13 protein-coding genes and 1 riboswitch are annotated in these 14,541 nt (G+C 45.5%); of the genes, 6 read left to right on the forward strand and 7 right to left on the reverse strand.

What is annotated here, in order from left to right; all coding sequences use genetic code 11:
* Positions 1–63 precede the first annotated feature (63 nt).
* The 3 genes from dcuS to K8U60_RS05620 all read left to right on the forward strand — a co-directional run bounded on the left by dcuS (position 64) and on the right by K8U60_RS05620 (position 3,860).
* The gene (dcuS, locus tag K8U60_RS05610) at positions 64–1,674 is read left to right on the forward strand and encodes a DcuS/MalK family sensor histidine kinase (RefSeq protein WP_223635572.1); all 1,611 of its coding nucleotides are present in this window, start codon (positions 64–66) and stop codon (positions 1,672–1,674) included.
* 1 nt (position 1,675) lies between these two features.
* Positions 1,676–2,383, forward strand: coding sequence for a response regulator (locus K8U60_RS05615; RefSeq protein WP_317851912.1), 708 nt, complete (start codon positions 1,676–1,678; stop codon positions 2,381–2,383).
* 94 nt (positions 2,384–2,477) lie between these two features.
* Positions 2,478–3,860 carry a 2-hydroxycarboxylate transporter family protein gene (locus tag K8U60_RS05620; protein WP_317851908.1) on the forward strand — a complete coding sequence of 461 codons (1,383 nt, stop codon included), beginning with the start codon at positions 2,478–2,480 and terminating at the stop codon, positions 3,858–3,860.
* Between the two features lie 76 nt (positions 3,861–3,936).
* On the opposite strand, the gene K8U60_RS05625 is transcribed toward K8U60_RS05620, so the two are convergent.
* The 3 genes from K8U60_RS05625 to K8U60_RS05635 are packed head-to-tail and all read right to left on the reverse strand — an operon-like array spanning position 3,937 to position 5,183.
* On the reverse strand, positions 3,937–4,425 hold the full coding sequence (locus K8U60_RS05625; protein WP_223635577.1) for a DUF2975 domain-containing protein: 489 nt from the start codon (positions 4,423–4,425) through the stop codon (positions 3,937–3,939).
* A 43-nt stretch (positions 4,426–4,468) separates the two neighbouring features.
* On the reverse strand, positions 4,469–4,693 hold the full coding sequence (locus K8U60_RS05630) for a helix-turn-helix domain-containing protein (RefSeq protein ID WP_223635580.1): 225 nt from the start codon (positions 4,691–4,693) through the stop codon (positions 4,469–4,471).
* A 10-nt stretch (positions 4,694–4,703) separates the two neighbouring features.
* A complete protein-coding gene (locus K8U60_RS05635; protein WP_223635583.1) occupies positions 4,704–5,183 on the reverse strand; it encodes a DUF2975 domain-containing protein in 480 nt (159 codons plus the stop codon).
* Between the two features lie 428 nt (positions 5,184–5,611).
* On the opposite strand from K8U60_RS05635, the gene K8U60_RS05640 reads away from it, so the two are divergent.
* Both K8U60_RS05640 and metE read left to right on the forward strand, forming a co-directional pair.
* Positions 5,612–6,112 (forward strand): site-2 protease family protein, encoded by a 501-nt coding sequence (locus K8U60_RS05640; RefSeq protein WP_223636024.1) that lies wholly within the window; start codon positions 5,612–5,614, stop codon positions 6,110–6,112.
* A 572-nt stretch (positions 6,113–6,684) separates the two neighbouring features.
* Positions 6,685–6,864, forward strand: a riboswitch (cobalamin riboswitch).
* A 160-nt stretch (positions 6,865–7,024) separates the two neighbouring features.
* Positions 7,025–9,316, forward strand: a complete 2,292-nt coding sequence (gene metE, locus K8U60_RS05645) for a 5-methyltetrahydropteroyltriglutamate--homocysteine S-methyltransferase (protein WP_223635587.1) — start codon at positions 7,025–7,027, stop codon at positions 9,314–9,316.
* Positions 9,317–9,458: 142 nt separating this feature from the next.
* On the opposite strand, the gene K8U60_RS05650 is transcribed toward metE, so the two are convergent.
* From K8U60_RS05650 to K8U60_RS05660, 3 genes are all read right to left on the reverse strand, one after another.
* A complete protein-coding gene (locus K8U60_RS05650) occupies positions 9,459–10,823 on the reverse strand; it encodes a YjiH family protein (protein WP_223635590.1) in 1,365 nt (454 codons plus the stop codon).
* Positions 10,820–12,151: a sigma 54-interacting transcriptional regulator gene (locus K8U60_RS05655; protein WP_223635593.1), complete on the reverse strand. Its 1,332-nt coding sequence runs from the start codon at positions 12,149–12,151 to the stop codon at positions 10,820–10,822. Before K8U60_RS05655 ends, K8U60_RS05650 begins: the two co-directional genes overlap by 4 nt.
* 282 nt (positions 12,152–12,433) lie before the next feature.
* On the reverse strand, positions 12,434–13,183 hold the full coding sequence (locus K8U60_RS05660; RefSeq protein ID WP_223635594.1) for an SDR family NAD(P)-dependent oxidoreductase: 750 nt from the start codon (positions 13,181–13,183) through the stop codon (positions 12,434–12,436).
* Positions 13,184–13,358: 175 nt separating this feature from the next.
* Between K8U60_RS05660 and K8U60_RS05665 the strand changes: the two genes are divergently transcribed.
* On the forward strand, positions 13,359–13,859 hold the full coding sequence (locus K8U60_RS05665) for a pyridoxamine 5'-phosphate oxidase family protein (RefSeq protein WP_223635596.1): 501 nt from the start codon (positions 13,359–13,361) through the stop codon (positions 13,857–13,859).
* A 59-nt stretch (positions 13,860–13,918) separates the two neighbouring features.
* On the opposite strand, the gene K8U60_RS19110 is transcribed toward K8U60_RS05665, so the two are convergent.
* Complete coding sequence (locus tag K8U60_RS19110) at positions 13,919–14,434, reverse strand: DUF2798 domain-containing protein (protein ID WP_223635598.1); 516 nt, start codon at positions 14,432–14,434, stop codon at positions 13,919–13,921.
* Positions 14,435–14,541 lie beyond the last annotated feature (107 nt).

Consider the following 14,541-nt stretch of genomic DNA (forward strand, 5'->3'; position numbering starts at 1 on the left):
GGAGAAGGTTTACCATCCGGAAAAAACCGCGGGCAAGCAATAATAGGAACGGAGCGGCAGTCCATGAATTCACCACGCTTTAAACTGAGTACCATCATCATCTTCTTTATTTGTCTTGTGGTACTGATTTCACTGTCGATTACGATCCTTCTCATCACCGACACGACAAGTGAAAATATAGAAAATCAACTGGAAGAAAAAGCTGTCAATATTTCGCGGACGGTCTCAGAATCGCAGGTCGTGCATGAGGGTCTGCAATCCGTTGAACTGGAAGCCGGGATTCAGGAATATACAGTCACCATACAGGAGGCGACGGATGTTCTGTTTATCGTCGTTATGGATATGGAAGGATTGCGTAAATCACATCCGGTGCCTGAACTGATCGGAAAACCATTTATCGGTGGGGATGAAGAGCGCGTGCTGATAGGAGAAGAATATACATCCCGTTCAGAAGGAACACTCGGGAAATCCCTGCGTTCATTTACGCCAATCATGGACAACGAGGAAAATCAAATCGGTGCGGTGGCTGTCGGAATTTCACTGGATAAAGTCGAGTCAGCCATTCAACAGAGCCAATTCAAAATTTTGACGGGTTCCGCTATCGGGCTATTGGTCGGCATCATCGGTGCCTTTTGGCTGGCCTGGTATATTAAAAAAAGCTTGTTTGGTTTGGAACCTTACGCAATCGCGCGTATTCATGAAGAGCGGAATCAAATGCTCCAATCTGTCCATGAAGGAATTATTGCGGTTGATGCGGATTCAAAGATTGTTTTGGTCAATAAATCGGCAAGGCAAATTTTTCACAAAGCCGGCTTAACGGATGAGGAACCGGTCGGCATGGACATCAATGAGTTTCTGCCAGGCGCAATGCTGCAACGGATGCTGGATGATCGCAAGCCTGATTTGGATGAAGAGCAGAATTTCAATGGGATTTCTGTGATTTCAAACCGGGCGCCTCTCATGGTCAATGATCAAGTGATTGGAGCAATCGCGACGTTTCGGGACAAAACAGAAGTGAATCTATTGGCTGAACAGCTGACAGGCGTCCAGCTCTATGCAGATTCGCTTCGGGCACAATCCCATGAATTCATGAATCAGCTGCATGTACTGCTTGGTATGATCAAGCTTGAAGAATATGGACAAGTAAAAGAGTTCATTGCCAAACTGGCGGATCACCAGGTTCACGAAGTCGGTGCTGTCACACAGCATATCAAAGACCCTGTTCTTTCAGGATTTCTGATCGGGAAAATCAGTTATGCGAGAGAAGCACATGTCGAACTCCTGATACGGTGCGAAACAGAAATTCCACAGCCAAAGGACCCGGCCATCACCCATGAGCTCATCACCATTCTTGGAAATGTCATTGATAACGCGATTGACAGTGTTCTGGACAGTGAACAGCAACTCATAACCGTGGAGTTCTCTTACGTCGACGATTTGCTGGAGATGACTATAACAGATTCAGGTCTTGGCATTCCTTCAGATATGCAGGAGACTATTTTTACGAAAGGCATCTCTTCTAAAGAAGGGAAGAATCGCGGATTTGGCCTTTATCTGACGAAAAATAGTGTGGAAAAACTGGAAGGTTCGATAGAGCTTCTGCCAGAGCAGGACCTTACTGTATTTTCTATCATTGTTCCATACGAAGCAGCAGGAGGTGAAAGCATTGATTAAAGTGATGATCATAGAAGACGATCCCATGGTAGCCGTTTTGAACCGCCAATACGTTGAACGGGTGGAGGGATTTACGGTGATCGGCCATGCGGCTGATACAGCTGAAGCGCACGCGCTTCTGGCTAAGGAAGAAGTGGATTTACTGTTGCTTGATATCCACATGCCTGGGATGAACGGCCTAGACTTTTTGCGGCAGCTTCGTGAAGAAAAAAAAGATCTGGACGTCATCCTGATTACAGCGGCATCTAAAATCAGTCAGATTCAGCAGGCATTGAGGCTGGGTGCCGTGGATTACTTAATCAAACCCTTTGAGTTCAGCCGATTCCAGGAAGCTTTGCTGCAATACCAAAACCATTATTATGGGATCGGTGACCGGAATAAGGTGGATCAGCAGGAGCTTGACCGGATGTTCCGAAAGAAGAGGGAAACGGTCCAAGAGACTTCGAGCTTTGGAACAGTGCCGAAAGGTCTGACGAAAACGACATTGAAAAAAATTATAGAAGTAATTATGCAGATAAAGGCAGATTCTTTTTCCACGGAGGACATTGCAGAAATCAGCCGGATTTCAAGAGTATCGGTGAGAAAGTATTTGAAGTTCCTGACGGAAATCGGTTACCTCGAAGAAAATCTCGTTTATGGTATCGGCCGGCCGATCTACCGTTACCTGATAAAAAATTCAAATCAACATCTCATTAAACCTTATGTGTAAAAGCAGCCAATCCGGCTGCTTTTTTTAATTACAATAAATCCAATACTTTCATAAGGTGTTCGTTTTCTGACAATTTAACTATGATGAGTATTAGTTGATTGAAAGCGCTTTCCTTCATTTGGTTATCAATCATGATGAAATAGAAAACGGGATGGAGCTGACGAAAGTGGAAGAAACAAAACGAAAAGTGCCGGCAGAAGTGCCGATGAGAAAAAATTTAGGGACATTCTCTATTTTCAATATCCCGATTCTATGGTTTGGCTTCTTTGCGGCAATCGCCATTTATGCAATGTATACAGATAATCTGCCGGCAGGTATGATCGGGGCGCTGTTGATCATTATGGTCCTGGGCGAATTGCTTGGATGGATAGGGGACCATACCCCGATTATCCGCACATTCCTAGGCGGTGGTGCAATTGTGGCCATCTTTGGTTCTGCCTATATGGTCTACAGTGGCTTGATGCCTGAAACGACCTCCACCCTCATCTCGGAATTCATGAGAGATGGGGACTTCCTGAACTTCTATATTGCGGCGTTAATCACCGGTAGTATCTTAGGGATGGAGTCGAAAGTGTTGGTGAAAGCTGGTGTCCGTTATGCCTTGCCATTGCTTGCAGCAGTTACAGGAGCGGTGTTGCTGGCCGCTTTGGTCGGCATGGTGATTGGATTCAGCATTCAGGATGCGGTCCTGGTCATTGCAATGCCGATTATGGGCGGAGGTATGGGAGCTGGTGCAGTGCCCATGTCCCAGGTCTATTCCGAAATGCTCGGTAATGAGCCCGGTTATTATTTATCGATTCTAGTGCCTGCACTGGCGCTGGGCAATGTGTTTGCCATTATCCTTGCCAGTGTATTGAACATTGTCGGAAAAAAGTATCCGAGTTTGACAGGCAACGGCCAATTGATCAAAGGTTTTCATTATGAGAAAAAAGAAGCGCCGGAATACAGTTTGGCTAAAATGGGCATTGGTGTTCTGGCTGCCGTATCGTTTTATCTATTAGGAAATCTATTAGGAGATTTGATACCGCTTCATCCTTATGCACTCATGATCATTTTGGTGGCAGGCTTCAAAGTGGCGAATGTCTTGCCGGAAATTATTGTCGAAGGCGCAAGCCAGTGGTATGAATTTGTCGCAAGAAACTGGACCAATGCGCTCTTGATCGGAATCGGTGTCGCTTACACAGATTTGGCTGCTGTATTGAATGCATTAAGTATTGAATATGTGCTGATTGTTCTTGCGGTGGTTCTGGGAGCGGTCATCGGTTCAGGCATCGTCGGGAAGTTCATGGGCTTCTATCCGATCGAAGCGGCCATTACAGCCGGACTTTGCATGGCGAACATGGGTGGAACAGGCGACGTAGCTGTATTATCTGCAGCACGGAGAATGGAATTGATGCCATTTGCGCAGATTTCCTCTCGTCTCGGCGGTGCGCTGATTTTGTTGCTGGCCAGTATATTCATTCCGTTTTTCATCTAGTAAGCAAAAAAATCCACTCGCAAAATCTTATGCGAGTGGATTTTTTTATTTCATTAGTCTACGGCGGCTAGCTATTTCAAACCGTCAAATCATTTTCTTCTTTCAATCGAATAGCTTGAACGGTAAGTTTTTCAAGAAGTGCTGCAAACGCGCAGACAGCCGCTGAAGCCACGATACAAATCATGCACAGCGTGAACAGTCCGGCGATATCGCCGCCGATAACGAAAATGAGGAATGCTAATCCGGCAATGAAGCAGAAGGCGATTGCGAGAGCGCAATACTTGATCGTCTTTAATGCATGAATCGATTCCTTGGAAAATGGTTGGTTCCGCCCGATAAAAGCCAGCAGTTTGAACGTTTTGTACAAGGCAATGAAAAACAGGCTGAATAACAGATAGGCAGATAACAGGAAAGGGTATTGCAGATAAGCTGTTTCCGGATGGGCCGCTGCGTCTCTGCTGGCCATTCCAGGAATGGCAAACAGGCAGAAGGCAAGCGCCAAAAGGGCAAGCAGTACGAGTACTGCCTTCAGAAAAAGCAGTGCAGCCGAATTTGTTTTCATCATGCACACCTCGCTTGTCGGTCATTAGCTGAAGCGAAAAAACCAGTTAAGATGAGGGCTCCTCTTCTTCAGGGCGGTATTCCAGGACATCTCCCGGCTGACAATCCAATGCTTTGCAGATTGCCTCCAAGGTTGATAAGCGGACAGCTTTCGCCTTGCCGTTCTTCAGGATGGACAGGTTAGCCATCGTGATGCCGACCTTCTCCGAAAGCTCGGTTACACTCATTTTCCGTTTGGCCAGCATCACGTCAATATTGATTATAATTGCCATATTATTCACCTCAGACCGTCAGATCATTTTCTGATTTTATTTCAATTGCATTTTCCAGGAGTTTTTGAAGAACTGCTGCAAAGACAGCTATTACAATGGAACCGAATGTAATGACCATACCGAGACCACCAAGTCCCGGTGCATCATCGACCTGCGCCACGTACAGGATGATCGGCAAGCACAATAGATACAGAATGGTGATGGTGAAGGCACAGTATTTGATGTTCTTCAGTGCCTTAACGGATCTTTCAGAGAAAGCGATGTTCCGGTCAATATAACCCAACAGTTTCATCGCTTGATACAAGGCCACAAAATACGCAATGGCGGTACCGTACAGGGCAATCAGGAAGAAGTATTGCAAAAATGGCCATTCCGGTATGAGTTCCCCGACAAAACTTGAAAGTGGAGGTACGACAAAGATGCACACGGCCACGACCGGCAGGGCCATCAGGAAAAGAACGATTTTCAGGAACAGTGTTTCCCGTTTCATATTAAAGCACCTCGTTTGGTTAAGATTAAGTTTAGTATAAATTATTATTTATCGAATTACAATATATAAATATTGATTTACGAATTAAATTTTATTTTTAATTACTGTAAAAGGCGCAAGAAAGCATTATAATCGATGAACCAACCATGCAGACGATGAAGGCCAGATGGTAGAAGTTGTAGCTGAAGAATTCTTACAACAGGCTGGATTGATCGAGTGACCGATAAAATCGAAGAAAGGGAGAGAGGAGGCTGTTTAGAGCATATCTTCTCTCTTTTTTTCTATAAAAATGTACTGTTATGAAGGAGATTAAAGTGCTTATTGATTTTCCGAAAAACATTTTCAAGTTTTCTAATTATTGGTAATATGATAGCATACATAAAATTAATGTAGGTTACATTTACAGAAACGGAGGTAGCGTTTTGTTGATGCTCTTTGAAGTGCTTACAGTTTTACTTATGATCACAACGGCTCTTTTCATACATGAAATGGGCCATGCAATTGCAACAATTGCACAGAACAAAAAAGCCAAGGCAGAGATTTTTTTGGGTTCATCAAGTAAAGAGAAAAAACTGAAGTTGAATCTTGGCAGAATTACCTGCTATCTCACCATAGCGCTTTCAGGCTTCTGCCAGCCTTCGAACCGGGAAGAACTGCCGCCGAATACATTTAAACAAAGACTAATTTTCCTTGTTGTCGGACCGATTGCTTCATTGTTTGGGTTTGCGGCACTATACTTTGCTTCGCATTTCTTTTCCGGAGTAACAGGCACTATCTTGATCAATCTGGCAGGCGCAAACTTTTTTATATGTGCAACGTCATTGATTCCCTTCACCTATCCACCATTTTTAGGCGGTGGTCCAAGTGATGGATTACAGGTTTTAAACCTGATAAAAGAAAATAGAAAACAAAGTAAAGCCGTTTCATAAGAATAGATATCATTAATTTATCGATAGCTGATCTAAAGAAAACGACCAGAATACGAAACCCTGCAAGCTTTTCATACAACCGGCTAGGGCATACTTTAAATCCTACAAAAATGTTGTAAGTTATTACTTGAAGTGAGAGTCAGCGAGAATAATTGCCACTGCCGGAAGACTAAAATACGTATTCTCCTCAAATGAATTTTAGCATCAGCGATTTTAGTGGGAATGCAAACTCCGTATTTTTAAATAACTGAATAATCAATCTTTTTATTTTAAATTTTTGATGAAGCGGAGTATGATAAGGGTAAAAGGAGGAGGAGTTTAAATGGAACCTACTTTTGGTCTTGTGCCCATGCTCATCCTTTCGGTCATTGTCATCGTGCTCATCGCGTTCTATTTCTTCTTCCATCACTGGGCAAAATGAGCGCACCACAGGAAGCCGCATACTGATATGCGGCTTCCTGTGTAATTGTCTTTGGTTATTGCTTTTGTGAAGTCTCTTGAAAACCAAACCAATCTCTTTTATCGGAAAACTCTATATTTTCTGTGGTTGATATGCTATAGTTGTCAGAATTACATAACGTGTAAGAGTTGGTGCCAAGCTGCGGCTTGGCTTAAAAGGGAAGAACGGTGAAAATCCGTCGCTGTCCCGCAACTGTAAATCGGAGCGATTCACAAAAACCACTGTCTCAGACGGGAAGGTGTGATGAGCGTTGAAGATGAGCCAGGAGACCTGCCAATTTCTAGTGCGCGCCAAATACCTACGTGGAAATAGGTGGTGACATTCATTTTGGGACAACAAGTTTTTGCATGCTTTTTAAGCGTCTATTGAACTTGAATGTTAAGCCATTTCCCATAAGCGGAGATGGCTTTTTTGTATTTGGCATCTTGTAAATCCTAAAGGAGGAATAGCGGATGAAAACAGTGAGTACAGTCGTAGGCTACCCGTATATCGGAGAAAATCGGGAATGGAAGCGCAGTTTGGAATCGTTTTGGAAAGGTGGATTATCACAGGAGCAGTTCCTCGCAGAAATGAAAGAGATTCGCTTGAACAATCTGAAACGGCAGCAATCGCTTGGATTGGAGTTGTTGACTGTCGGGGATTTCACTCTTTATGACCGTATGCTTGATCACGCGGTCATGTTCGGCTTAGTGCCGGCCCGCTACAAATGGTCAGAGGACAAGGTCGATCTGGGCACTTATTTTGCGATGGCCCGTGGAGCGGATGAAGTAGTGGCTTGTGAAATGACTAAATGGTTCAATACAAATTACCATTACATTGTTCCTGAATACGAAGGACAGCTTTTGCAGTTGACGCATAATCATCTGGTTTCCTATTTCAATGAGGCGAAAGAAGAGTTAGGAATCATAACAAAACCTACACTGATTGGACCGTTCACATTTCTGCAGCTCGCGAAAGGATATGATGCCAAGTCGAAGGCACTGTTCCTGTTGCAGCTTTTGCCGCTTTATGCGAAAGTCCTTCAGCAACTCGTCGATGCGGGAGCGGAATGGATTCAAGTGGAAGAGCCTGCATTAACGTTGTCATTGAACGAAGAAGACGTCAAACTGGTCAAGGAAATCTACACACAACTAGCGGATGAAGTCCCGGCTGCAAAAATTATGCTGCAAACCTATTTTGAAGCCCTTTCGGCATATGAAGAACTGTCGCAATTGCCTGTTGCAGGTATCGGCCTTGATTTTGTTAAGGGGGCAGAAGAAAATATGGCTGCAATCCGCAAATACGGTTTTCCAAAAGACCGGGTATTGGGAATCGGGACTGTGAACGGACGGGATATTTGGCGTGCTAACCTAGCGGAAAAAGCAGTGAATCTTCAAGCCGTCTTAGCCGTATGTGATGTGGCAGAAGCATGGATTCAATCTTCCTGCAGCCTGCAGCATGTGCCGGTGACCACAAAAAAAGAGAAAGCCCTGCCGCATGTCCTGTTGGATGTCCTATCGTTTGCGGATGAAAAAATTGGAGAACTGACACAGCTGACTGCCTATGTACGGGAAGGGTCATGGTCCGGCAATCGAAACGTATCCGAAAGCATACGCGCGATTGAAGCGTTGACACAGCATGAAGTTAGAGAAAACATTCAGGTGAAAGAGCTTGTCTCGCAAGTGAAGCCGGAACATTTTACGCGTCCGCTGGTTTTCAAAGAACGGCAGAAACAGCAGCAGCAAGCTCTCGGGCTGCCGATTTTTCCGACTACGACCATTGGCAGTTTTCCACAATCCGGTGAAGTAAAGCGTACACGGAGTGCTTGGCGCAAAAAGGAGATCACGGATTCGGCGTATGCGGAATTTGTGAAGAATGAAACCGCACGCTGGATTGAGCTTCAAGATGAAATTGGATTGGATGTGTTGGTCCATGGGGAATTTGAGCGGACAGACATGGTGGAGTATTTCGGCGAGAAATTGACGGGCTTTGCCTTTACCCAAAAAGCTTGGGTGGTATCTTACGGTTCCCGCTGTGTGAAACCGCCGATCATTTATGGGGACGTTGAATGGACTGCACCGATGACAGTCAAGGAAGTCGTGGAGGCGCAGCAATTGACTTCGAAATACGTGAAAGGAATGCTGACAGGGCCGGTGACGATCTTGAACTGGTCATTTGTCCGGGACGACATTTCGCATGAACAAACAGCCAACCAGCTTGCACTGGCATTGAGGAAAGAGATAGACGCCCTTGAAAAAGCCGGCATCCAAATTATTCAAGTTGATGAGCCGGCATTGCGTGAAGGTTTGCCGCTTCGCAAAGAAAATTGGCATGAATATTTGGATTGGGCGGTAAATGCCTTTAAACTGGCGACATCGGGTGTGGCGAATGAAACGCAGATCCATACCCATATGTGCTATTGCGAATTCAATGATTTCATTGAGCCAATACGCGCCCTTGATGCAGACGTCATTTCAATTGAGACGTCAAGAAGCCATGGAGAACTGATTGAGTCACTCAAAAAGAATCCATATGAACTGGGTGTTGGACTGGGCGTCTATGACATTCATAGCCCGCGTGTCCCAAGCGTAGAGGAAATGGAGGCGATTTTAACAGACAGTTTAGCGGTGATTTCCAAAGAGCAATTTTGGATCAATCCGGATTGCGGCTTGAAAACCAGGCAGGAAGCAGAAACCGTCGCTTCGCTGAAAAACATGGTGACAGCGGCACAAAAATTACGGAAGCTCCAGCATCAGCCTATTTAACACAGTTTTATGCACATCCAGGAATTCACTTCTCCTGGACGTGCATTTTCTATTGGGACACCAATTTTGTTTAATAGGAGCGTATCTCAAGGACATTAAATGAAAAAAATCCACTTCCTCATCGGAAGTGGATTTTACGCTTCTATACGAATAGATGGCCGAACAACACAAGAATCGGCAAAGTGATGATGGTACGCAATACAAAGATTACAGCCAGTTCCCAGAATTTCACCGGGATATTCGAGCGCAGGATCAGGATGCCGATTTCAGACATATAAATGATTTGCGTCAACGATACACCAGCAAGAACAAAGCGGGTCAATTCGCTTTCGATGCCGCTTCCAAGTACAGCCGGCAGGAACATATCCGCGAATCCGACAAGGAAAGTAGGGGCTGCTTCAGCCGCTTCCGGTAATCCCATCAAGGTCAGTACAGGAATAAGCGGGTAGGAAATGATTCTGAAGAGCGGTGTGTATTCCGCTACGATCAGAGCGACTGTTCCAAGAGCCATAACCAATGGGATCAACGCCAGCCAGATATCAAGCACGGTCTCGATGCCGATTTGTGCCAGTTTTTTCGGGCTTGCGGCACCGCCTGCTTTGCGGCGGGCTTCATCATATCCCCATTTGACCAATGAGGTGCCTTCGGGAATGGCGTCATCGATCTGCTTGCCGACCGGCGCGTAATAGTCATCCTTTTTACGGGACAGCGGCGGAATGCGCGGCATGATGACAGCGGCTACCAGACAGGCAACCGATACAGCCAGGTAGAACGGTAAGAACAAGTGGCCGATGCCGACGACATTCGCGACAACCAAACTGAAAGCGACGGAAGCGATGGAAAAGGTCGTCGCAATGACGGAAGCTTCACGCTCCGTGTAATTGCCTTCATCGTATTGCTTCATGGTCACCAGGACACCAACCGGCGCGGCGCCCATCCAAGATGCCATTGCATCAATCGATGAACGGCCAGGCAAGGTAAAGACAGGTCGCATGAATTTATTGAGTAAAGTACCGACAAATTCCATCAAGCCGAATTCCACCAATAACGGCAGCAGGATTCCGGCGAACAGGAACCAGGTCAACAGGACCGGCGCCAGGTCGTAGAGAACAACGCCGCCCGTATTCCGTGAAGCGATCGCTTCAGGCCCGATTTCATAATAGGCCATGATGCCGAATGCAAAAGCCAGCACACGGACGATGAGGCCGAATGGTCCGTTTATGAAGGTGGCGCGTAAAAAAGGTGAATCCCGGACGAACGCGGGTTTCACGGCAGTAGCCGTTAGGCTGGCGATTGCTGAGAAGCCGAGCAGGATGACGATGAATGGCGGAATCACTTCACCGAATGTCGTCAGCAGGAAAGAGGCCAGAATGCCGACGCCGATGGTCACTTCGCCGTTATAAGATATCGGACAGAGGAATAAGAGTGCGCCGATGATGGAAGGAATCAGGAATTTCCAGGTATCAGCCGGTTCGATCGTCTTTTTTTCGCTTTGAAGCATAGTCATGTCATTTTCCCCCCAGGTGGTGTGCTTGTATATTTTTTCAGTTTGCGGACAACGGACGGTTGGCTGATGCCGAGGATATTTGCCATCTCGGTAGTTGTCCGATAGCGCTTCTGTGCGTTCAGCAGGACGTTCTTTTCGACGGATTCCAGAATGTGCGGGAGTGTTTTGCCGTCGAGCTCAAGGCCGATGCGTTCATCTGAGTCTGGCTGATAAGTGATGGGCAAATCATCGAGTCTGATCAGAGGCGACTCACTTTCGATAAAACTGCGTTCCAAGACATTGCGCAACTCACGGAAATTGCCTTTCCAGGATAGCTGCAGCAAATGGAAGTACAGGTCATCTGAAATTGCTTTTTGCTGATTGTACGTATGGTTCAGTTCCTCCAGAAAACGGCTGATGCCCTGATCCAGGTCATCCGGCCGCTCTCTCAGCGGTTTCAGTTCAATTGAAGCCAGGTGCAGTGAATAGAACAGGTCTTCACGGAAATGCCCGGCAGTGACAGCTTCTTCAATGGAAGTGTGGCTGATGGCGATGATACGGGCAGTGTGGGGCTGCTGCAAGAGTTTGAACAGCGCTGCCTGAGAAGAAAGGGAAAGCTGGTCAATTTCATTGAGCACCAAGGTGCCTCCGGCCGCCAGTCCGATATAGCCTTCTCGATCCAATCCTGTAAAACTGATGTCAAACACCGATTCCGGGATTGCGCTGCAATTGACTTCGATAAATGCGGCATTGCGCCGGCTGCTTTGTGAATGAATGAATTTCGCGAGAGCGGTTTTCCCGGTGCCGGGCTCGCCATGGATAACGACCGGGACTTCCAGTTGCGCAATTTTGATGGCTGTCTGGAGTGCCCGGCTGGAAGAAGGACTTTCCATAACACAGCCTTCAATATGAAGCTGCTGGCTGCGCAGGTGGGCAAGTTCGCCTTTTACTTTGGACATCTCTGATTCCAGGTTCTCCAGGTACTCCTTCATGACCATCAGCTGTGACATGTCATAGGAATAGCTGACCACAAACTCAACGTCACCACGATCGTTGAATAAGGGAATGCCGGTGATCAGGACTTTTCTTCCGGAAGGTGTATCCTGCCGCAGCACCACTTTTTTCTTTTTCTCCAGCACCAACGGAGTGATGGCAGGAGAGAAGATTCCTGCTGCTTCCAGGTCATAGACAGATTTTCCAAGCAGCTCTTCAGGCGCTACGCCATAAGCTTCACCGCTTAATGTAGAAGCTTTAATGATGCGGCCTTCTTTGGTGGTGACAATAATATCCTCGTCATATGTATCAATGATTTCTTCATCAGTATTGGGAAGCAAAAACAAAGTATTCATCATTGGCCTCCGTTATTCATTCTTGTATAGACTATACATGATTGAATAATCACTTTACAAGAGCGAATTAAATTATTTTCAAATAACATTAATGAAATGCTGATTTTATTAGGGGAGATTTTATATTGTGCGAAAAGCTGATTGTGTAATTCTTATAAGGGATTGAGTATTTTTATGAATTATTTTCTTGGGGAATGGATCGGGAAAGGGAGATTTAAAACAGAAACAAAAAAGACAAACCCCGAAATGGAGTTTGCCTGAAAACTTTGGATGGTTCTATGCTTATTTGGTATTGGTGAATCCGCCATCGATGCGGATGACTTCTCCATTAATATAGTTGGCTTTAGAGGTCAACAGAAAAGTGACCAGTTCTGCGACTTCCTCCGGCGTACCGAGCCGTTTTTGCGGAATACCGGATGTGGCGTTTTCCTTCATTTCCGGATTGTCGCGGTAGAAGGCTTCGACCATCGGTGTTTCGGTCGGTCCTGGCGCAATGGAATTGACGCGCAAACCGTCTTTTGCGTATTCCGCCACTATGCTTTTCGTCATGCCGACAATGCCGTGTTTTGTAGCGGAATAAGTCACTACAGAATCCTGTCCGATGACGCCTGCACTGGAAGCGGTGTTAACGATGGATCCGCCGCCATTTTTCAGCATCGCTTCAGCTACATACCGCATGCCATATAAAGCGCCAAGTAGATTTATCCCGACGATGCTTTCGATTTCACTGATATCGGTGTCCAGAAAGTACTTTCCGCTGCCGGAAATCCCCGCATTATTGAAGAAATATTCAATGGTGCCGAAATGTTCCATCGTCTGATCGACGTAGTTCTTTACTTCTTCCGATTTGGAGACGTCCGCTTTAATAAAAATTGCGTCAGGCCCAAGCTGTTTGACCATCTCAACGGTTTCGTTTCCACCTTTTTCACTGATATCGACTACGGCGATATTGACGCCTTCTTCCGCTAATCGGACCGCTGTAGACTGTCCCAGTCCGCTTCCTCCACCTGTGATGATTGCTGTTTTAGCCATAAAAAATCGACCTCCGATTTGATGATTGGTTTTGTATCTACCCTATTTATTTACCCTAAACGAAGGGAAGGTAATCGATTATAAGAAAGGAAGGACGTTTAATGAGGCGGAATCAGGGAATTCTATCAACCATAGGCGTCTTACTTAAACCAACTTATCTAGGAGGAAAAATAGTATGGTAAACAATACAACAAACAACCAGGAAGCAATCAAGACCGTCAATGACCTCATCAAGGACATCAAAGTAGCGATGTTCACAACCATCTCGACAGACAATAAAATCATTTCACGTCCAATGCAGACACAGGAAGTGGAATTTGATGGAGAGCTATGGTTCCTGACGATGAAAGATACGGAAAAGTACCACGAAATCGCCAGCAATCCGAATGTCAATTTGGCATATGCAGGGAAATCCTATGTATCGGTCAGCGGAACCGCTGAATTCATTGAAGATACTGCGAAGAAAAAGGAATACTGGAATCCGGTTTTCGATAAAATGCTGGACACAAGCTATGACGATCCAAATGTTGTGCTGATTAAAGTCGATGCAGATTCAGCAGAATACTGGGATTCAGGAGATACTTTGAAATCAGTAAAAACTTTTGTCAAAAAGCTGACGAACAAAGAAACGGAAAAAGATAAAAAAGAAATAAACGATACCGTGGACTTTAATTAATAAGGGTCCTAATATAAAAAAGCTCACAGACAAAACATGTCTGTGAGCTTTTTCGATTTTTAAAGAACTTCTGCTTCTGGAGTAATTCCTGCTTTTCGGTCCTGCGCTTCATGGAGCTTGACCATAGCGAAACGTGCGATCGGCTGGATAACCAGGCTTTCAGCGATCAAGACAATGACGAAATTGCGTGGCCAGTTCGCAATCCAGTTGCTGAACAGTTCGGAGTGGAGACCGTTGCCGACAACATCGCCGATCAAAGTCATGGCTGCTGACATACCGAGTACGGTGAATAGAATGCGGAAGAGGATCTTCGAATTGAAGCTGTCCGATGGGTGAGTGAATCTGGCGGTTAAAGCTTCGGCGAGCCGTCCGAAAATAACAGGTTCAATGATCATCACGATGATCCACATAAGGGGCAGCAGTTTAGCGATACTCCAAGCGATGTCGCCATTAAATTCACCGGCAAAGTAAATGACGCTGAACGAAGTCATAAATAGGACAGTCATAGTAGAAATGAGTCCACCATATAGAAGTCTTTCCTTTTCATTATGTGGCAATCTTTTTTCTTGGTTCACGTTCTTCTTCCTTTCAAATTGCTGTTAATTGACCTTTTGTACGTGGAATAATGGAGCATATAAGACGGTGACCCTATGATGGCGGGGGTACTCATGTTAAATAAGGT

This window comes from Planococcus circulans (genome assembly GCF_020023385.1).
Classification (GTDB): Bacteria; Bacillota; Bacilli; order Bacillales_A; family Planococcaceae; genus Planococcus.